The 21,096-nt window shown below is 35.0% G+C and carries 17 protein-coding genes; 9 read left to right on the top strand and 8 right to left on the bottom strand.

Annotation, left to right across the window (positions count from 1 at the left end):
• The first annotated feature begins 6 nt into the window (after nt 1–6).
• From thiL to AABM59_RS02100, 5 genes are all read left to right on the top strand, one after another.
• Complete coding sequence (gene thiL, locus AABM59_RS02120) at nt 7–1,056, top strand: thiamine-phosphate kinase (protein WP_338407483.1); 1,050 nt, start codon at nt 7–9, stop codon at nt 1,054–1,056.
• Nucleotides 1,057–1,427: 371 nt separating this feature from the next.
• Nucleotides 1,428–1,757 carry a metalloregulator ArsR/SmtB family transcription factor gene (locus tag AABM59_RS02115; RefSeq protein ID WP_338407334.1) on the top strand — a complete coding sequence of 110 codons (330 nt, stop codon included), beginning with the start codon at nt 1,428–1,430 and terminating at the stop codon, nt 1,755–1,757.
• 47 nt (nt 1,758–1,804) lie between these two features.
• On the top strand, nt 1,805–2,833 hold the full coding sequence (arsB, locus tag AABM59_RS02110; RefSeq protein WP_338407333.1) for an ACR3 family arsenite efflux transporter: 1,029 nt from the start codon (nt 1,805–1,807) through the stop codon (nt 2,831–2,833).
• A gap of 12 nt (nt 2,834–2,845) precedes the next feature.
• The gene (locus tag AABM59_RS02105; protein ID WP_338407332.1) at nt 2,846–3,256 is read left to right on the top strand and encodes an arsenate reductase ArsC; all 411 of its coding nucleotides are present in this window, start codon (nt 2,846–2,848) and stop codon (nt 3,254–3,256) included.
• Between the two features lie 85 nt (nt 3,257–3,341).
• Nucleotides 3,342–3,884, top strand: a complete 543-nt coding sequence (locus AABM59_RS02100; protein WP_338407331.1) for a hypothetical protein — start codon at nt 3,342–3,344, stop codon at nt 3,882–3,884.
• A gap of 56 nt (nt 3,885–3,940) precedes the next feature.
• On the opposite strand, the gene AABM59_RS02095 is transcribed toward AABM59_RS02100, so the two are convergent.
• Nucleotides 3,941–5,482 (bottom strand): glycine--tRNA ligase, encoded by a 1,542-nt coding sequence (locus AABM59_RS02095; protein ID WP_338407330.1) that lies wholly within the window; start codon nt 5,480–5,482, stop codon nt 3,941–3,943.
• Nucleotides 5,483–5,578: 96 nt separating this feature from the next.
• Between AABM59_RS02095 and AABM59_RS02090 the strand changes: the two genes are divergently transcribed.
• Nucleotides 5,579–6,262, top strand: a complete 684-nt coding sequence (locus AABM59_RS02090; protein WP_338407329.1) for a ComF family protein — start codon at nt 5,579–5,581, stop codon at nt 6,260–6,262.
• Nucleotides 6,263–6,463: 201 nt separating this feature from the next.
• Nucleotides 6,464–8,128 carry an Ig-like domain-containing protein gene (locus AABM59_RS02085; protein WP_338407328.1) on the top strand — a complete coding sequence of 555 codons (1,665 nt, stop codon included), beginning with the start codon at nt 6,464–6,466 and terminating at the stop codon, nt 8,126–8,128.
• On the opposite strand, the gene AABM59_RS02080 is transcribed toward AABM59_RS02085, so the two are convergent.
• From AABM59_RS02080 to AABM59_RS02055, 6 genes are all read right to left on the bottom strand, one after another.
• Nucleotides 8,114–8,884 carry a nitrilase family protein gene (locus tag AABM59_RS02080; protein ID WP_338407327.1) on the bottom strand — a complete coding sequence of 257 codons (771 nt, stop codon included), beginning with the start codon at nt 8,882–8,884 and terminating at the stop codon, nt 8,114–8,116. The genes AABM59_RS02085 and AABM59_RS02080 overlap by 15 nt on opposite strands.
• 4 nt (nt 8,885–8,888) lie before the next feature.
• Nucleotides 8,889–11,699 carry a GH92 family glycosyl hydrolase gene (locus AABM59_RS02075; RefSeq protein ID WP_338407326.1) on the bottom strand — a complete coding sequence of 937 codons (2,811 nt, stop codon included), beginning with the start codon at nt 11,697–11,699 and terminating at the stop codon, nt 8,889–8,891.
• Between the two features lie 151 nt (nt 11,700–11,850).
• On the bottom strand, nt 11,851–12,594 hold the full coding sequence (locus AABM59_RS02070; RefSeq protein ID WP_338407325.1) for a succinate dehydrogenase/fumarate reductase iron-sulfur subunit: 744 nt from the start codon (nt 12,592–12,594) through the stop codon (nt 11,851–11,853).
• Between the two features lie 43 nt (nt 12,595–12,637).
• The gene (locus AABM59_RS02065) at nt 12,638–13,000 is read right to left on the bottom strand and encodes a four helix bundle protein (protein ID WP_338407324.1); all 363 of its coding nucleotides are present in this window, start codon (nt 12,998–13,000) and stop codon (nt 12,638–12,640) included.
• A 51-nt stretch (nt 13,001–13,051) separates the two neighbouring features.
• On the bottom strand, nt 13,052–15,052 hold the full coding sequence (locus AABM59_RS02060; RefSeq protein ID WP_338407323.1) for a fumarate reductase/succinate dehydrogenase flavoprotein subunit: 2,001 nt from the start codon (nt 15,050–15,052) through the stop codon (nt 13,052–13,054).
• Nucleotides 15,053–15,064: 12 nt separating this feature from the next.
• Nucleotides 15,065–15,733 carry a succinate dehydrogenase cytochrome b subunit gene (locus tag AABM59_RS02055; protein WP_338407322.1) on the bottom strand — a complete coding sequence of 223 codons (669 nt, stop codon included), beginning with the start codon at nt 15,731–15,733 and terminating at the stop codon, nt 15,065–15,067.
• A 318-nt stretch (nt 15,734–16,051) separates the two neighbouring features.
• Between AABM59_RS02055 and AABM59_RS02050 the strand changes: the two genes are divergently transcribed.
• Both AABM59_RS02050 and AABM59_RS02045 read left to right on the top strand, forming a co-directional pair.
• Nucleotides 16,052–17,344, top strand: a complete 1,293-nt coding sequence (locus AABM59_RS02050; RefSeq protein ID WP_338407321.1) for an aminopeptidase P family protein — start codon at nt 16,052–16,054, stop codon at nt 17,342–17,344.
• A gap of 73 nt (nt 17,345–17,417) precedes the next feature.
• Nucleotides 17,418–18,200 carry an alpha/beta hydrolase gene (locus AABM59_RS02045; RefSeq protein WP_338407320.1) on the top strand — a complete coding sequence of 261 codons (783 nt, stop codon included), beginning with the start codon at nt 17,418–17,420 and terminating at the stop codon, nt 18,198–18,200.
• 95 nt (nt 18,201–18,295) lie between these two features.
• On the opposite strand, the gene AABM59_RS02040 is transcribed toward AABM59_RS02045, so the two are convergent.
• Nucleotides 18,296–21,058 carry a PD-(D/E)XK nuclease family protein gene (locus AABM59_RS02040; protein ID WP_338407319.1) on the bottom strand — a complete coding sequence of 921 codons (2,763 nt, stop codon included), beginning with the start codon at nt 21,056–21,058 and terminating at the stop codon, nt 18,296–18,298.
• Nucleotides 21,059–21,096: the final 38 nt, after the last annotated feature.

The following is a 21,096-nucleotide window of genomic DNA, read 5'->3' as shown; positions in this document are numbered from 1 at the left end:
ATGAATATGATAGAAGATAAAGCACCTCAGCGCACCAGTATTGCTCAACTTGGAGAATTCGGGCTTATAGAACAATTGACAAAAAACTTCAAAGCGAATCAACCCTCAACTCTAAAAGGAATTGGTGATGATGCTGCCGTTTTGAATTTCAAGGATAAAAAAATAGTGGTTTCGACTGATTTATTAATTGAAGGAGTTCATTTTGATTTGGGGTATATGCCATTAAGGCATTTGGGCTACAAGGCTGTTGTGGTGAATGTTTCGGACATTTGCGCAATGAATGCCAAAGCCACTCAAATCACTGTTTCTATTGCTGTTTCAAATCGTTTTCCGTTGGAAGCTTTAGAAGAATTGTTCGATGGAATTTCTCGTGCTGCAGAGGAATATAAAGTAGACGTTATTGGTGGTGACACGACTTCATCACAAAAAGGATTGATTATTAGTGTTACAGCAATTGGTGAAGCCGATGAAGATGAAATTGTATATAGAAATGGCGCTAATCAAACTGATTTATTAGTTGTAACAGGTGATGTTGGCGCGGCCTATATGGGATTACAGGTTTTGGAACGCGAGAAACAAGTTTTTCAGGTAAACCCAAATTCGCAACCCGATTTAGATGCTTATACTTATTTAATCGAACGCCAATTAAAGCCAGAAGCTCGAAAAGATGTGCGTACTATGTTACATGCATTGGAGATAAAGCCAACGTCTATGATTGATATTTCGGATGGGTTGTCCTCTGAAATTATGCATTTATGCAAACAATCGAAAGTGGGTTGTAATTTATATGAAGATAAATTGCCACTGGATCCTCAGTTTATGAACGTGTGCGAAGAATTTAATTTAGATTCAACAACTGTCGCAATTAATGGCGGAGAAGATTATGAATTGCTTTTTACTATCGCGATGGAAGATTTTGACAAGATAAAAGGGAATCCGAATTTCACGATTATTGGCCATATGACCCAAGAAAGTGAAGGAATTCATCTAGTAACTCGAGCTAATACTAGAATTCCTTTAAAAGCGCGTGGATGGAATGCTTTGAGCGAAGAATAAATTTAGGTAAATAAAAAAGGCATTTTTTATAAATTGTATGTCTTGTCCTAAATTTGTTAAGCATAACATTAGAAAATTTAAATAAAAACACTTCAAAACATTGAATGATTCCGGTAGTATTGGGAAACTAGTTAATAAAAAGTGTTGATTCTTTACAAAAAACACTTTTTTTAAAAAACTGAATTCAAGTTTAAAAAATTATTTACACCATTTTATTTATAAGTTGTTAATATTTTTCAAACAAATGTTAACATATTACAACAAAGTGCAAATAAATTCGATGAAACACACAATAAATTATCATTATTATAATTTCTAAAATAAACACAAATTTCTTTTGTTTATTTAAAACAATATCGTAATATTGCGATATGGGAATAACAAAAACTACTGGCTTCTCAGCAGAGACGATTGAGATAGCCGAAATACTTAAAGCACTAGGGCATCCGGCGCGTTTAGGAATCGTAAAGTTATTAATGGCCTCCTCCTCCTGCATTTGTGGAGACATACTAGCGGTTTTGCCTTTGGCGCAATCAACCGTTTCTAAACATTTATCCGAATTAAAAAAAGTGGGTATAATTAAAGGAGCTATTACGGGAAATAATATTTGTTATTGCTTAGATAAAACAACCATTCAAAAAATTCAAACCTTCATAAACATGGCCGATTTGTCTTGTAAAACAGATTCGTCTTGTTGCTAACAACCCTAATCGTTCTTTAATAAAGAAACCTAATTTAAAAATATTGTATGAAAAAATTATCCTTCTTAGATAATTACTTAACGCTTTGGATATTCACAGCCATGTTACTTGGAGTAGCATTGGGATATTTTGTTCCTTCCGTTTCAAACAATATCAACGCCATGAGTTCGGGGACAACAAATATTCCAATCGCGATTGGATTAATATTAATGATGTATCCACCATTGGCCAAAGTCAATTATAAATTGTTGCCAATGGTCTTCAAAAACATTAAAATTTTATCCGTTTCGTTAATGTTGAACTGGATAATCGGACCATTATTAATGTTTTTCTTAGCCATCACCTTCTTGCGAGAATATCCAGAATATATGATGGGTTTAATATTAATAGGACTAGCTAGATGCATTGCAATGGTTTTGGTTTGGAATGATCTTGCCGAAGGAAATTCAGAATATGGAGCAGGATTAGTGGCATTGAACAGCATTTTCCAAGTGTTTTTCTATAGTTTTTATGCCTGGATTTTCATTACAATATTGCCTCCCTATTTTGGTTTCGAAGGTGCCTTTGTTGATATTTCAATTATTATGATAGCAAAAAGTGTTGCTATCTATTTAGGAATCCCTTTTGCGTTGGGATTTTTAAGCCGATTAATTTTGGTAAAACTAAAAGGGGAAGATTGGTACACAAACACTTTTATCCCTACTATTTCACCTATGACACTAATCGCTTTATTAACCACAATAATCGTAATGTTTAGCTTAAAAGGGGAACTTATTGTGCAAATCCCACAAGATATCATCATCATTGCCATACCCATGCTGATCTATTTCGTTATTATGTTTTTGATTGGATTTTTTGTCACGAAAGCAGTTGGAGCAACTTATGACAAAAATGCAGCCGTTGCTTTTACCGCTGCGGGAAATAATTTTGAATTGGCAATTGCGGTTGCAATTTCCGTTTTTGGACTCAATTCTGGTCAAGCTTTTACGGGAGTAGTTGGTCCGTTAGTTGAAGTTCCTGCTTTAATTTTATTGGTTAAAGTTTCCTTTTGGTTAAAGAAAAAATATTACAAATAAATCGCTATAAAAATGAAAAAAATCCTAGTTCTCTGCACCGGAAATTCCTGCAGAAGCCAAATGGCACATGGTTATTTAAAACATTTCGGGAAAGACAAAGTCGAGGTTTATAGCGCTGGCGTAGAAATACATGGACTCAATCCTTTCGCTTTAGGAATAATGGCCGAAGATGGAGTCGATATCTCTAAACACACTTCAAACCATGTCGATGAATATTCGGAAATCACTTTTGATTATGTAATCACGGTTTGCGATAATGCCAAAGAAGCATGTCCCTTTTTTCCAACCAAAACAAAAACGATTCACAATAGCTTTGAAGATCCATCAAAATCGTCGGGATCTGCTAAAGACCTAATCACTGAATTTAGAAAAGTACGTGACCAGATTAAAGAGTATTCGAAGGAGTTTATTGAAAGTGTTTAACTAAACGATCTTTTAAGAAAAAATATTTTTATAGGAAATCAAAAGCAATTTTAGAAAAAACATCCTACATTTGATAAAAAAAATAATGAAAAAACTACTCCTTATATTCTGCTTAACCAGTTCTCTTATTGGTTTTTGCCAAGAACCGACAACCGAAAAACCTAAAGAAAAATCTGTTTTTGAAAGAAAACACGAACTAAAAATTGGTGGAATTAAACTTCTTGCCGGACTAATATTCGAAGGTACTTACGAGTACATTCACTCAAAAAATTTCACTTATGGAAGTTCAATACTCGTAAATTTATCAAAAAATAATGATTATCCAGAAAATTTTTCCATCACTCCATTTGCGCGTTTTTATTTCCAAGAAACTAAAGAATATGGCGCTTATGGGTTTTTTGTTGAAGGATTTGGTAAATATCTAACTGGTAAAAACAGTAACTATTACAATAGTGTTCAAGAAAAATTCACCACTGGAGTATTAGGACTTTCGCTTGGTAAAAAATGGGTTAATTCTTCAGGATTTGTTTTCGAACTTTTAGTTGGCTTTGGCAGAACAATTGGAGGAGGGACATTTACTCCAGATGCCGTTTTTAGAGGCGATTTAAATATAGGCTACAGATTTTAAAAAACAAGAAAGGCTTCTCGTTTGAAAAGCCTTTCTTGTTTTTAAATGTTGAGTAATCACATTTTCATCAACCAATTTTTCATCGAAACTTCATTTTCTATTATTGATTTCAAATCTGACATTTTTACGCGGTCTTGTTTCATTGTGTCTCTGTGACGAATCGTAACTGTTTGGTCGTCGATAGTTTGATGATCAACTGTGATGCAAAACGGCGTTCCTAATGCATCTTGTCTTCTATAGCGTCTACCTACTGCATCTTTTTCGTCATAAGTCACGTTGAAATCCCAACGTAAATCCTCGATGATTTTATGAGCAATATCAGGCAAACCGTCTTTTTTTACCAATGGGAAAACCGCTGCTTTTGTTGGCGCAAGCACCGATGGTAATTTCAAAACAATTCGTGTAGAACCATCTTCTAATGTTTCTTCTTTTAATGACGTGGCAAAAACCGACAAGAACATTCTGTCTAATCCTACCGAAGTTTCCACTACATAAGGCGTATAATTCGAATTGGTCTCGGTGTCAAAAAATTGCATTTTTTTACCAGAAAACTTTTCGTGGGCTTTCAAATCGAAATCGGTTCGAGAGTGAATTCCTTCCAATTCTTTGAATCCAAAAGGAAAATTAAACTCAATATCGGCAGCTGCATTAGCATAGTGCGCTAATTTTTCGTGATCATGAAAACGGTAATTTTCTTTTCCTAAACCTAGTGATAAATGCCAGTTTAATCGAGCTGTTTTCCAATGTTCGTACCATTGCATTTCTTCACCTGGTTTAACAAAAAATTGCATTTCCATTTGTTCGAATTCACGCATACGAAAAATAAATTGTCGCGCCACGATTTCATTTCTAAACGCTTTTCCCGTTTGTGCAATCCCAAAAGGAATTTTCATTCGACCTGATTTTTGAACATTCAAGAAATTAACAAAAATACCTTGAGCCGTTTCTGGACGCAAATATAAATCCATTGCCGTATCAGCAGAAGCGCCTAGTTTTGTGCCAAACATCAAGTTAAATTGACGCACTTCGGTCCAGTTTCTAGACCCTGTTTCCGGACAAGCAATTTCTAATTCTTCGATTAATGCTTTTACATCTTCTAAGTCTTCGTTTCCTAAAGAGCGAGCCATTCTTTCTAGAATTTCTCTTTCTTTGGCTTTATATTCCACAACTCTGGCGTTTGTGGTTACGAATTCTTGTTCGTTGAAAGCATCCCCAAAACGAGCACGTGCTTTTTCGATTTCCTTTAACGCTTTTTGATTTAGCTTTTCGGCATAGTCTTCAATCAAAACATCGGCCCTATATCTTTTTTTCGAATCTTTGTTGTCAATTAACGGGTCGTTAAAAGCATCTACGTGACCAGAAGCTTTCCAAGTGGTTGGATGCATCAATATTGCTGCGTCAAGCCCAACGATATTGTCGTTCATTTGAACCATTGATTTCCACCAATATTCGCGAATGTTCTTTTTTAATTCGACTCCATTTTGTGCATAATCATAAACCGCACTTAAACCATCGTAAATTTCGCTTGACGGAAAAATAAATCCGTATTCTTTTGCGTGCGAAACTACATTTTTGAATAAATCTTCTTGTTTTGCCATAATGATGCAAAAATATAAAAAGCGAACTTAAAAAAAAGAAAATAGTTGAAGTTTGAAGCATTGAATTGCTTATTTTTATAAATAAATGTGATTATTATGTTCAAAAACATCGTCAATCTATTTTTTCCTCCCGTTTGTGCTGGTTGTCATTCGTTTTTATTTTCGAATGAAAATGTGATTTGCTCCCTTTGCCGACATAATATTCCTTTAACGAATCATCATTTGAATCCAGAAAACGAAACTTTCAAAAAGTTCTACGGAAGAATTCCTGTCGAATATGCTTCGGCATTAGTTTATTTTTACAAAAAAGGTATCGTTCAGGAAGTAATTCACAACCTGAAATACAAAGGGCAGGAAGAAATAGGAACGGTTTTTGGCGAATGGTATGTTGAAGATTTGAAAAATTCAACAATCATTCAATCTGTAGATGAAATTATTCCGGTGCCTTTGCACAAAAGAAAACTTCGCGAAAGAGGTTATAACCAAGTAACGAATTTCGGAAATGCACTTTCAATCGGTTTAAATATTCCCTATAACCCAAACATATTAGTCCGGAATGTTTATTCGAAAACACAATCGAAGAAGAATCTCTTGAATCGAAGCGAAGGTATCGACACCATTTTTGATGTCGTTTTTACAAAAAAAGATCACAACAAACATTTTCTATTGATTGACGATGTCATCACTACGGGTTCGACTTTGGAGGCTTGTTCACATGTTTTGATGAAAATTCCAGGAGCAAAAATTAGTATTGTTTGTATGGCGATGGCACATTCTTGATGAAGAGACCTGACCTATCTTCCGTCAAGCAGATAGGAGCGGTGTCTCAAGCTTATTGTTGTGGATACAGCTAATGACAAGAAGAAGCCCCTTCCTTCGACTGCTCTAAGGATAACAAAATGGAATTTTTAATTATATTTAAAACATTTCATTTACAGCGAATATAATTGTTATTTTGTAGCTTCTAAATTCTAATTCAATATGTTGAAAAACAATTATAAATATATTCTGGTGCTGCTCATTTTTATAATGGTAAGTTGTGCCAAAAGAGGGTCAATTACCGGCGGTTTGAAGGACACTCTTGCTCCAGCTTTAAAAATGAGCTTCCCTAAAAATTTCAGTACTAATTTTAAAGAAAGCGAAATTAAATTGACTTTTGACGAATATATTAAGCTGAAAGACCTGAGAAAGCAATTGGTTATTTCGCCGCCAATGAAACATGAACCGTTGATATTACCAACAAATGCGAGCAAATATCTTACTATAAAAATCAATGATACGCTGCAACCCAATACGACTTATAGTTTCAATTTTGGTCAAAGTATTCAAGATAACAATGAGGGGAATCCTTATAATCAATTCAAATACATTTTTTCTACGGGCGAATATATCGATTCTTTGTCGCTTGCTGGCAGTGTGAAAGACGCCTACAACAAGGAGGTCGAGTCGTTTGTTTCGGTGATGCTCTATGAGGTGAATGACGCGTTCAAGGATTCAGTGGTTTATAATGAAAATCCGAGATATGTAACCAATACTTTAGACAGTTTGAAAACTTTTAAACTCGAGAATTTAAAGGCTGGAAAATATCTTTTGGTTGCAATGAAAGATTACAATTCTAATAATAAATTTAATCCCAAAAAAGATAAAATTGGATTTAGAAAACAGCACATTACTATTCCGAATGACTCCATTTTTGAATTAAAGATATTTAAAGAAATTCCCTCGTTTAAGGCTTTCAAACCCATTCAGGATTCCGGTAATAGGTTGGTTTTACCTTATGAAGGAAGAGGGAACAATTTACAAATTACGTTAAAAAATGAGGACGAAATTCTACCAACAATTATAACCAAGTTTCCCAAAAAAGATTCGCTTCAAGTTTGGTTTAAACCTTTAAAAGTAGATTCGCTGACATTGGCTATTGCCAAAGATAAATACAAAGGAAACTTTGATTTTAAAATTAAAGAACAGAAAAAAGACAGCGTAAAAATAAGAGCTGTACAAAATGGGGTGTTGAATTTCAGGGAACGATTTACTTTAGAAACAGCGACGCCAATGACTCATTTCGATAATTCGAAAATAAAACTCATCAATAAAGACTCTGTTTCGGTAGATTTTACGACTGATTATGATGGTTTTAACCAGCAATTATTTTTCGATTTTAAAAAGGGCCCATCCGAAAATTATACTTTTACGATTATGCCAGGCGCATTGACCGATTATTTAGAACAATCAAACGACACTTTAATATATAAAGTAACTACAAGAAGTGTGTCTGATTATGGAAATCTTACCGTGAATTTGCAAAACGTGAAGCGTTTTCCAGTAATCGTTGAGTTGACAAATGAAAAAGGCGATGTTTTGGCTTCGGAATATTCTGAAAGCAAAACTAAAATCGAATTTAATTTGATAGAACCCGCCTTGTTTACGCTTAGACTTATTTATGACGACAACAAAAATAGAGAATGGGATTCGGGCAGTTATCTAGAAAAATTTCAGTCTGAGGAGGTAGTTTATTTTTCAAACGCGATAGATGTTCGCTCTAATTGGGATGTGGAGCAAGTTTTTGACGTGAGTCTTCCTTATATTCCAGAACCGAAAAAGAAAGCGGAAAAAAAGAAAAGTGATAGTCCATCAATTGGTTTTTAATTCGAAAGAATCTCTGTCGTTTAGAAACCCAAGCTTTTTTCTGGTTTCGATTAATTTTTCCTTGTTTAATTCGACAACAAAAACGCCTTCTGTTTCTTGAGGTTCCAGAATGTAATTTCCAAGAAAATCAACTGCTTGTGAATGTCCAACGTGTTCAAAATTATTGTTATCGAAGCCAATTCTATTCACGCCAATTGTATAACACATGTTTTCGACTGAGCGCGCCTTGATTAAAATATCCCATGCATTGATGCGGGGTTTTGGCCAATTGGCAACATAAATCAACAGGTCATAGTCTTCAATATTTCGAGCTAAAACTGGAAACCGCAAATCGTAACATATAAGCGGACAAATTTTCAAACCTAAATAATCCACAATCAATTTCTGGTTGCCTTTTGTGTAAACTTTGTCTTCGCCGGCAAGGGTAAACAAGTGTCGTTTGTCGTAAAATTGGATTTCGCCTGACGGAAAAACAAAAACGAATCTGTTGTAAAAATTATTGTTTTCAGTGACTACAAGGCTTCCGCAAATGGCGCTGTTTTTGGCTTTTGCCAATGATTGAAGCCATAATATAGTTTCTCCATTCATTGGTTCTGCAACAGTGGAAGGATTCATAGTAAAACCTGAGGTAAACATTTCTGGAAGCACAATCAAATCAACATTTTCAGTGATAGCATTTATTTTTTCTTCGAAATGGTTTCGGTTGGCTTTTGGGTTTTCCCAGATTAATGTTGTTTGTAAAAGGGCTATTTTCATGGTGTTATTTAATAGTTATTTCATCAATAAAAACAAACGCATCACCTCCAAAACCTTGATGCCAATTAGGAAGTTTTCCAAAATTGTATGCTTTTACTTTTATAAATTTTGCCATTTTTGGATTTATTACTCCAACAAAATTAATGATTTTTGTTTCTGTTATTTTCGGATCAAAAGTGTTTTCTATTGTTTTAACCAATTCATAAACAGTATTGTCCATCGAAGTGTAGAACTCCACTTTTGTTGGCATCAAGATCCAAGAGCGGCTGTCTTGAAGAAAAGTAGTCCCGATTTCAGAAATGCTTTTTTCTTTTTGCAAATCAATAACCGCTTCAAAATCTTGACTTTGGTAGCCTTGCCACTCGCCTTTTCTCCAATTTTCAGCTCCAAAAATTCCGTCAATAATTCCTTCTTCACCGCCTGCGGTATATTGTGAATTGTATTTTGACTTGATATTGATAGTGTAATTGTTTGGTTTTTTGTAAAATTTAGCTGAAACGGTATTGCTTTCTTTGGTATCCGATATAATTTTAGCAAATATTTCAGTGGTTGAATCTATTAATAGTGGTTGGTTATAAAGTGTAAACTCTTTATCTTTTAAATCGCTATTTATTCCGTTATTAATCAAATAATATATTTTATCATTTGAGTTTTGAGAAATAATTTTAACTTTCATCGAATCTTTAAAAGCCTTATTTTCTGCTTGAATTACTGGAACTGTGAGAATATCAGGATTAGAAAAACCATCCACAACCACTTTTCCATTATTCTTTATTCCTAAATATTTCAATTCATCCATTAACATTTGTTTAGAAATGTTTTTTGTTGTTTTATCTTCTAAATTAACTTTAATCTTTTCAAAACTAGGTTGAGTAACACTCCATTCGGATTTTCCTGGCGTCACGGCATAAATACCCATCGAACTCAATACATACCATGCGCTCATTTGACCACAATCTTCATTTCCTATTAATCCATCGGGAGCGTTTTTGTAGAAATTATCTAAAATATAATGGACCTTTTCTTTACTTTTTTCTGGTTTCCCTACATAATTATACAAATAAGCCATGTGGTGACTTGGTTCGTTTCCGTGTGCATATTGTCCAATTAAACCAGTAACATCAACCTGTTCACGTCCTGTTGTTTTGCTTTCACTGTTGAACATTTCGTCTAGTTTGGCTTCAAATTTGTCGTTTCCGCCATAAGCTTCAATCATTTTCGGAATATCTTGAGGCACAAAAAACGAATACTGCCACGAATTGCCTTCGGTAAAATTATTATTGATTTCTTTTGGATCAAATGGTTTATCCCAACTACCATTTTTCTTTGGTCGCATAAAACCCTTATTCCAATCGAAAACATTTTTCCAACTTTGAGAACGTTTCATGAAATAATTATACTCTTCGTTTTTGTTCAAAATTTTTGCCATTTGTGCAATACACCAATCGTCATAGGCATATTCTAAAGTTTTTGAAACGCTTTCGTGTTCGTCGTCCATCGAAATAAATCCTTGTTTTTTATAGGCGTCTAAACCCAAATGATCCAACATCGCAGAATGTTTAGCGGCTTCAAAAGCTTTATTGTAATCAAAACCTGTGATTCCTTTTGCCATTGCATCAGCCATAACCGAAACGGAATGATAGCCAATCATACAATCGGTTTCATTGGATGCCAATTCCCAAACAGGCAATCTTCCGCCTTGTTCGTATTGCTTTAGAAAGGTATTGATGAAATCGGAGGTTCTTTTTTTATCAATCAAAGTATAAAGTGGGTGTGCGGCACGAAATGTATCCCAAAGTGAAAATACAGAATAGTAATCAAATCCTTCTGCAACATGAATTTTATTGTCTCTTCCTCGGTATTTTCCATCTAAATCTTGAGCGATATTAGGCTGCATCATCGTATGGTATAATGCGGTGTAGAAGATAGTTTTTTTATCTTGATCTGCTTCTGTAATTTCAATTTTGGACAATTCAGCATTCCACTTTTGTTCCGCTTGCGTTTTTACTAAATTGAAATCCCATCCTTTAATTTCCGAACTATTTAATTTAGCGCCTTCGTAACTGGTTGGCGAAAGTGCAACTTTAACGAGGATTTTTTCTCCTTTTTTGACTTGTTTAGAAAAGCAAATTTTCAAAATTGAGCCAGAATAAAAATTAGTTCTATTTTCTCGATTAGCTTCAACCTTATTGATTTTCAAAGGAACATTAAACTCAATTCTAGCATAAACATACTGATCGCTTGCCCATGCTTCACTTCTTCTCAGGATTTCGATGGTTTTATTATTAATAATTTTCACATCGCCATATAGTAATTTATCTCTATGGTTTAAATCAAGAACAATATTGGCTTGACCACTTGAATTGAAAGTATATTCATGAAATCCAAGCCGTGTTGAGGCCGTCAAACGAACATCGATATTGTTTTTATCTAGTTTAACGGAATAAAAACCAGCCGTTGCTTTTTCGTTTTGATGTGAAAATTTTGAAGAATATTCTTGGGGATTAAATGAAGGTTTTCCCATTGTTGGCATCAACATAATATCTCCAAAATCAGAAACTCCAGTTCCGTTGAGGTGTGTATGCGAAAAACCATAAATTATAGAATCGGAATAATGATATCCCGAACATCCGTCCCAGCTTCCGTCAATTCTTGTGTCGGGAGATAATTGTACCATTCCAAACGGAAGCGTTGCACCAGGAAAAGTATGCCCGTGACCACCTGTTCCAATAATTGGGTTTACAAATTGATAGAGGGTTTGTGCTGTCGCTATATAAAAACAAAAAACGGCAATAGTGGTATAAAAGGACTTCATTCGAATTCAATTAGACTCAAATATAGTTTATTTTAGTCACTCGTGTATCGATTAATACCCTTGAAAAAGCTAATTAGTTGTTATGCTTTAAATTGAGCCTTTAAAAAAGGAAACTAGTTGCTAATTGTTTTTCAGCTTTGGACTTGGAAATTTATTTCAAACTTGCACTCAAATATTCTCTATTCATTTGTGCAATATATTCCAATGAAATTCCTTTAGGACATTCCACTTCGCAAGCTCCAGTATTGGTACAGTTACCAAAACCTTCGGCATCCATTTGGTTTATCATATTCAAAACTCGGTCAGTAGCTTCTACTCTACCTTGCGGTAATAAGGCATATTGAGAAACTTTGGCAGCTACAAATAACATGGCTGATGAGTTTTTACAAGTCGCCACACAAGCGCCACAACCAATACAAGTGGCGGCATCAAAAGCTCTATCTGCGTCATGTTTAGGAATTGGAATGGTATTAGCATCAACCGGGTTCCCAGAAGTATTCACCGATATAAATCCACCAGCGTGTTGAATTCTATCAAAAGCACTCCTGTCAACCACTAAGTCTTTGATTACTGGAAACGCAGCTGCTCTAAATGGTTCAATAAAAATAGTATCCCCATCCTTGAACATACGCATGTGCAATTGACAAGTAGGTATTCCTCTGTCAGGCCCGTGCGCTTCCCCATTGATAAACAACGAACAGGATCCGCAAATTCCTTCACGACAATCGTGATCAAAAGAAACAGGTTCGTCTCCTTTATTGATTAATTGTTCGTTGAGAACATCGAGCATTTCAAGAAAAGACATATCGCCTTCGATTCCGTCTATTGGATATTCAACTATTTTTCCTTTGTCTTTGGCATCTTTTTGACGCCATATTTGTAATGTAAGTTTCATAATATTTAGTTTATTGGCCATAAGGCAAAAGGCAAAAGTTGTATTACTTGCTCAATGACTTTATAAAGGCGTTTAACATTTTACTTTCTTCTGTTATTATTTGTGTTATTTCGTCAAATTTCAATTCACTTATAAATTTCAACTCTTTTGCGATAATGATTTGCGTTTCTAATTCAAATAACGAACCTCTTGCGATTTTCAAAAAATGAATATAACTAATCGTTGAACTTCTTCCCCAGCCTTCGGCTATATTTGAAGGAACTGAAACCGCAGCTCTTTTTATTTGACTTTGTAAACCAAAGATTTCATCTTTTGGAAAACTTTCTAAATTAATATAAATTGTTTTTACAAGTAAAATGCCTTTTTGCCAAATCAATAAATCTTTATAGGATTTAAAATCACTCATATTTCTATTTTTTGACTAATTAACTTTTGGCTAATGATTCTTGCCTAAAAACTATTTATAACTACGAGTTACTAATTTAATGTTTTCAAATACCAATGGTTCTTTGTGAAGAACAGCATCGCTAGGTTTTCCTTTGTATTCCCAAGCGGCAACATAAGCGAAATTTTCGTCATCACGTTGTGCTTCTCCTTCTTCGGATTGGTATTCTTCACGGAAGTGCCCTCCACAAGATTCGTTACGGTGCAAAGCATCTTTGGCAAACAATTCTCCTAATTCAAGGAAATCGGCAACACGACCCGCTTTTTCTAATTCTTGGTTGAAACTATCAGCGCTACCAGGAACTTTTACATCTTTGTAAAATTCTTCACGTAAAGCGGCAATTTCTTCGATAGCTTCAGTCAAACCTGTTGCATTTCGGGCCATACCTACTTTGTTCCACATAATTTTTCCTAATTTCTTATGGAAATAATCAACAGAATGGGTACCGTTATTGTTTATGAATTTCTCAATTTGCTCTTTCACTTTTTTCTCGGCTTCAACAAACTCAGGTAAATCAGTAGAGATTGTTCCTGTTTTGATATCTGGAGCTAAATAATCCCCAATTGTATAAGGCAATACAAAATAACCATCGGCTAAACCTTGCATCAATGCCGAAGCACCTAATCTATTGGCGCCGTGATCTGAGAAGTTAGATTCTCCAATGGAAAAACAACCCGGAATCGTAGTTTGTAAGTTATAATCAACCCAGGTTCCGCCCATTGTATAATGCACTGCTGGGTAAATCATCATTGGGGTTTTGTATGGGTCTTCATCAACAATTTTCTCATACATTTGAAACAAGTTACCATATTTATTAGCAACAACTGCCGCTCCTAAATCGATAATTAATTTGGTGTCATTCGCGTCCAAACCTTTTATGTAAGCTTGCTCTTTTCCGTAACGTTGTATTGCAGAAGCAAAATCCAAATAAACGGCTTCGCCTGTTTTGTTAACTCCAAAACCAGCATCACATCTTTCTTTGGCAGCACGAGAAGCCACGTCACGAGGTACTAAATTCCCGAAAGACGGGTATCTTCTTTCCAAGTAATAATCTCTTTCTTCTTCTGATAAATCGGCTGGTTTTTTCTTTCCTTCGCGAATTGCTTTGGCGTCTTCTAATTTTGCCGGAACCCAAATACGACCGTCATTACGCAATGATTCTGACATCAATGTTAATTTCGACTGGTGATCTCCTGAAACAGGAATACAAGTTGGATGAATTTGTGTGTAACAAGGATTGGCGAAAAATGCACCTTTTTTATGTATTTTCCAAGCTGCAGTAGCATTACTTCCCATTGCATAAGTCGAAAGGAAGAAAACATTTCCGTAACCACCTGAAGCGATAACTACCGCGTGAGCAGAGTGTCTTTCGATTTCTCCAGTAACTAAATTACGAGCGATAATTCCACGAGCTTTTCCGTCTACCAATACTAAATCTAGCATTTCGTGACGCGTATGTGATTTTATTTTTCCACGACCAATTTGACGGTTCATGGCAGAATAAGCGCCTAATAACAATTGTTGTCCTGTTTGTCCTTTGGCGTAAAATGTTCTGGCTACCAAAGTTCCACCAAAAGAACGATTGTCTAACAATCCCCCATATTCTCTTGCCAATGGAACGCCTTGCATAACGCATTGGTCAATAATATTAGTAGAAACTTCGGCTAAACGGTGCACGTTTGCCTCACGAGAACGATAATCGCCTCCTTTTATGGTGTCGTAAAACAAGCGGAAAGTAGAATCTCCATCGCCTTGATAATTTTTTGCTGCGTTAATTCCTCCTTGTGCTGCGATTGAGTGCGCGCGACGTGGTGAATCTTGAAAGCAAAAAGTTTTCACATTGTATCCTAATTCTGCCAAAGTTGCGGCAGCAGAACCTCCAGCAAGTCCAGTACCAACTACGATAATGTCGATATTACGTTTGTTAGCCGGATTTACTAAATTAATATGATCTTTATAATTTGTCCATTTGTCCGAAATTGGACCGCTAGGAACTTTTGAATCTAATGCCATTATAATTGAATATTAAATTTGATTAAAATGATGGAATAATGCAATAAAAATGAACCCAAAAGGAACAACTATTGCAAAAGTATATCCTAGTTTATGTAGCGATTTAGAATATTTATTATTAAAACCTACCGATTGAAACGAAGAGTTAAAACCATGCCACAAGTGAATTGCTAATAATACAAAAGCCAAAGAATACAAACCGGTACGAATTGGACTTTCGAATTTTGCAACCAATTCGCCAAAATATCTTGTTGGTTCTTGAGAATTACCTTCAATGTATTTATACGTGATTTCGTGAAACCAAAAATCATACATATGCAAGCCTAAAAATGCTAAAACTACTAACCCAGAAATAATCATATTTCGAGATGCCCAAGATGCATTTGCTGCCCCGTTGTATTTTGCATAGCCAATTGGTCTGGCGCTTCGGTTTTTTAATTCCAAAACCATACCCATAACGAAGTGAAAAACAACACCGGCAATCAAAACGGGCTGCATAACATATTGTATTAAAGGATTATAACCCATAAAGTGAGACATCGCATTGAAAGTGTCGTCATTGAATACCGAAGTCATATTAATAAAAAAATGCAGTGCGAGAAATAGAATCAGAAAAAGACCTGAAAGCGCCATAGCAACTTTTTTTGCTATTGACGACTTCAACATTGAAGATTTTGCCATAAGAATTGAAATAAATTGTTTTAAAGTGCCACAAAAATAAGATTATTTGAAAGATACTACAACCTTTTCGTGCTAATTTATAATCAATTTAAAAAAGTTATAAACCCAAGGAATCTATTTTTTGTTGAAGCTATAATTTTGATTAGTTATTTCATTTTTTTTAATTATATCAACTGTTTGGTTTTATCTATACAAAGAGAATAATCACTTCAAAAAAATATTTTTTGTTGTTCAGAATCAAAATTAATTAGATTAAACATCCTTTTTTGACTACAAAGTTTCTACTTTTGAATACTCAAAATATAAAAATCGAATGTTATGAAATATCATCCAATAGATCGTAAACTTTTTATTAAAAACCGCGCCAAATTTACGGCTCAAATGACCCCAAAAAGCGTCGCAGTTTTCAATTCCAATGATATTTATCCCGTTTCTGCCGATAGCACTTTGCCATTTGCACAACACCGCGATATTTTTTACTTATCAGGTGTTGACCAAGAAGAAAGCATATTACTACTTTTTCCTGACGCTCCTTATGAAAACCAAAGAGAAATGTTGTTCCTTAAAGAAACCAGCGAGCACATTGCCATTTGGGAAGGAGAAAAGCTTACCAAAGACCGAGCGTTTGAGGTTTCGGGAGTCAAAACCGTGCATTGGTTACAAGATTTCGAAAAGGTATTGTTCGAAATGATGACGCATTGTGACACGATTTACATCAATACCAACGAGCATTATCGTGCCAGCGTAGAGACCGAAACCCGTGAAGCCCGTTTTGTAAAATGGTGGAAAGCCAAATATCCAGCACACGCTGTTGCCAAAAGCAATCCTATTTTACAACACATTCGTTCTGTAAAAGAAAGTGAAGAGTTGGATTTAATCCAAAATGCTTGTGACATTACAGAAAAAGGATTTCGCAGCGTTTTGTCATTTGTAAAACCAAATGTTACAGAATATGAAATTGAGGCAGAATTCATTCACGAATTCGTGCGAAATCGTTCCAAAGGGTTTGCTTACACACCAATTATCGCTTCCGGAAATAATGCGAACGTATTACATTATATCGAAAACAACCAGCAATGCAAGTCCGGAGATTTGATTTTGCTTGACGTTGCAGCCGAATATGCGAATTATTCCAGCGATATGACTCGAATGATTCCAGTTTCGGGACGTTTTTCCGAAAGACAAAAAGTAGTTTATAATGCGGTTTTGAGAGTGAAAAATGAAGCGACAAAAATGCTAACTCCAGGAACACTTTGGAAACAATATCATTTAGAAGTTGGAAAAATAATGACTTCAGAATTGCTTGGTTTGGGATTAATTGACAAAGCCGATGTGCAAAATGAAAACCCAGAATGGCCAGCTTACAAGAAATATTTCATGCACGGAACCTCACACCACATGGGATTAGATACACACGATTACGGAATTCTGACCGAGCCAATGCAAGCCAATATGGTTTTTACAGTTGAGCCCGGAATTTATATTCCTGCCGAAGGTTTCGGAATTCGATTAGAAGATAATGTTGTTGTTCAGGAAGCGGGAGAGCCGTTTAACTTGATGCGCAATATCCCGATTGAAGTGGAAGAAATTGAAACGATTATGAATGCGTAATTTTGTTTAAAGTTTAAGGTTTAAAGTTGTTCGCACTAACCTGAAACTTTAAACATGAAACTTTAAAATTTTTTTGAAACAAATCCTCTACAAAAACACTTTAATCTCTTTTTCCGTTACTGGGAAGGGAACCGCTGTGGTTTTAATTCACGGTTTTTTGGAAAACCAAACAATGTGGAAGGATTTGGCTCCAATTTTATCATATAAAAACCGCGTAATTACTATTGATTTATTGGGACACGGAGCAACCGAATGTCTTGGATACGTTCATTCAATGGAAAATAATGCAGAAATAGTAAAAGCCATTTTGTCTCATTTACGGATTCGGAAAGCAATTTTGGTTGGACATTCTATGGGTGGCTATGTGGCTTTGGCTTTCGCCGAATTATATCCCACTACCTTAAAGGGATTGGTTCTTTTGAACTCCACATCTAAGGAAGATAGTACAGAGCGAAAATACAATCGAAATCGCGCCATAAAAGCGGTAAAGAAAGATTACGTAGGCTTTATTAGGCTTTCTATCGCTAACTTATTCAATCCAGACAATCGCGAAAGACTGAGCAACGAAATCGAAAAGGTAAGAGTCGAAGCCTTAAAAACACCATTACAAGGAATCGTTGCTTCACTCGAAGGGATGAAAATAAGGAAAGATCGAGAATTTATTTTAAACGAAAGTGAATTTCCAAAGTTGCTGATTCTTGGAAAAAAAGATGGCGTTTTAATTTACAAAGACAATTTATCCCAAATTGAAAATACCAACACGGAATTAATAACTTTCCCTGACGGACATATGAGTCATATTGAAAATAGAGAGGAATTGGGAACGGTTTTGATTGGGTTTTTTAAAGGAATTTAACCTTCTCCGCCCAAAATTAGACCCCCCTTTTTCTTAACTAAAACCACTTTATAATTCTTTTTGTATTCTTTGCGAAATCTTAATGTACATTGCGGTTAAACCTTTTCTTCAAAAGGAATAGTCACATCCAGAATTTCATTCAACAACAAAACCATTTGTTCCAAATAATAATCCAAAATTCCTTCATCAATTATTACAGTTTCTTCTTTATTTTCTTTGAAAGCAAAAGGTAAAAACCCCGATTTCAAATTTTTAAAAGAGATGATTCCAGCTTCGACCGGCTTACCTTTTGCTTCTTTTTCAAACATAAAAGCATAGGCCAAAACCTGAATGATTTTGTCGTTTTTTATGTCGTTAGTCAAACAATTCCAAGATTTTAAGGTAACGTTTGTCTTTTCGACTTTCCCGGTTTTGTAATCAATAATTCTGATATTACCGTTATGTTCCTCGATTCTATCAACTGAACCACCAATTTTTACAGGAAACGGTAAACTGGGATGTTCTAAAATCCGTTCGAATCGCTGTTCCAATGCCAGAATCTTTATCGCATCTCCGTTTTTGATGCTTTCCAATTCTACTTTCAGGAAATTGGAAACATTCCGTTTGGCGACTTCAAAAGCCAGAAGATTTCTGCCTTTTTTGATTTCACCTTCTTTGTAAACTAATTTGAATTGTTTCAGAACCTCATCATCCAAAAGTTTAAAACAACCTAAAATAGCAGCTTCTGATAAAAATTTACCAATAAAAGGTTCATATAAAACCTTCAGGGTTTCGTGAATGATGGTACCCAAAGTATTTAGCGCGATATTTTCCTCGACTTCTTCGACTTCGCTGATGCGCAAAATCTTTTGGAAATAAAACTGAATTGGATTCCGGATATAACTCGTCAACGCCGATGGGGAAAAACCTTTATCGGCAATTTCTTTCAATCGCAACATCACTAATTCCGATTTTGAAATTACCATTGGTTGATAAGCGGTTTCGGGCAAAACAGCATTGTATATTTCGTGAGTCAACGTATGGTTGGGTTGTTTTTCGACTTCCAATTGAGTGATGAAACGACTTTTTTCACCTGCATCCAAGCCTTCACTTTCCGTATTATAAATCAAATAAATATTCTTGGCGCGCTGCAATAAATGGTAGAAATGGTAGGTATAAATGGCGTCTTTTTCTTTGAAGGTGGGCAAGCCCAATTCTTTTTTTACGTCATAAGGAATAAATGAATTTTGTGATTTTCCCGCCGGCAATTTCCCTTCATTCATCGAGGTGATAATCACGGTTTCGAAATCCAAAACGCGGCTTTCCAAAACTCCCATAATTTGCAAACCGTTCAAAGGTTCTCCTTCAAAAGAAACTTCGGCTAAATCGATAACTTGTTTGTAAATCGCATAAAGTGTCTCGATTTTATCAATGGGAGAGTGTTTCGAATAGTAATTAATTAATTTGTTAATTACTTTGAAAATGGAATAAACAAAAGCCTTTGTGATTTTTTCTTCTTCGTTGTCGTTGTTCAAATTGGCTTTAATTATTAGCAACAAACTTGAAATGGTTTCCAAAACAGCCACTGAACCAATTTCCCATTTTTGGAATAACAAAAGAAATAAATCACTTGGATATGGATTCAGTTCAATCAATTTATGATGCGTAATAAAAGTGTAATTGTTTTGATTGATGACATTGACCAACGCACTTGTTTTTGCATATGGTTCGACCAATGGATGCGTCAAAATATCCAAAACATCTTTGTAATAAAACACATAATTCTTGGCGTTTCTCGACAAAGCATTGGTGTGCATTTTAAACAATTTTGCAATTAAAATCTGTGCTGGATTGTTCTTGCTGGAATATCCCATCGTAATATTCAATGCGCCAACCGATGCTGGAAGCGAATATAAAAGTGGAACAAGCATGTTTTCGTCTCCCATCACAACCGCTACTTTGTCAAGATTTGCAGTTGGGTTATTTTCAATTATTTTTTCAATAATACCTCCTGTGATTTTAGCTTGACCAATAGTTTTTGGCGTGCCAATTACCTGAATTGTTTTTGGCTCTGAAAAATCATTTACAATCCATTCAAAAGGATTTGACTTGTAATGTTTCCAACTTTCCTTAAACCGTCTTACAAACAATCCTGCATCGTGATATGGATCGTTTAAAAATGTTTGGTCAATATCCCAATATATTTTAGCTTGATCTGCAGCAATCAAATGTTGCACTATTTTTTCTTCGGCAGCATTTAAGGCATTAAACCCCGCAAAAACATATTTTTTATCGGTTACAACCTTGGAAAAAGAATTCAAATTATTAACCGCTTCCCGATAAATTAAGCCTTGATACCCAATTCCGTTTTTCAACAAATGAGCATATAGTGTTTGGTAATAATGAGGTAATAATTTCCAAAAATCAATATAATTTTCTAGTAATTGTGTTTTGTTTTCGACTTCAATTCCCCATTTCTTAATATCTTCAATGTCTTTTAAATAGGAAAGAACATGATTAGAATCTAATAAATAACGGTCAATTTCATTGAAATCTTGTAAAAGTGTTTTGGCCCAATTGGCAAAAAGCTCGAAAGATTGTTGGTTTGCCTTTTTGGTAATCGACAAATAAACTTCATAAAATTCGAACAACAATTCTATCGGATCAACCGAGCGAATTCCGGCAACGTCTTGGATAAAATCTTCGATGCTAATAATTTCGGGAGAAAGAATATTTGTTTCAACCTGATTTTTCAATGCTTCTATAAGAAATATTTTGGCACGCTTGTTTGGCAAAACCACAGTTGTTTTGGATAGTTTTCCTGAATAATTTTGGATTAAAATCTGCGCAATTTTATTTAAAAAAGAAGTATTTGTCATTTTATAAATATAAAAAAAACGCCCCGATAAATCGAGGC

It is taken from the genome of uncultured Flavobacterium sp., from assembly GCF_963925185.1.
GTDB lineage: Bacteria > Bacteroidota > Bacteroidia > Flavobacteriales > Flavobacteriaceae > Flavobacterium.
The sequence above is the reverse complement of the archived record's forward strand: the minus strand, read 5'-3'. Positions and strand labels throughout refer to the sequence as shown.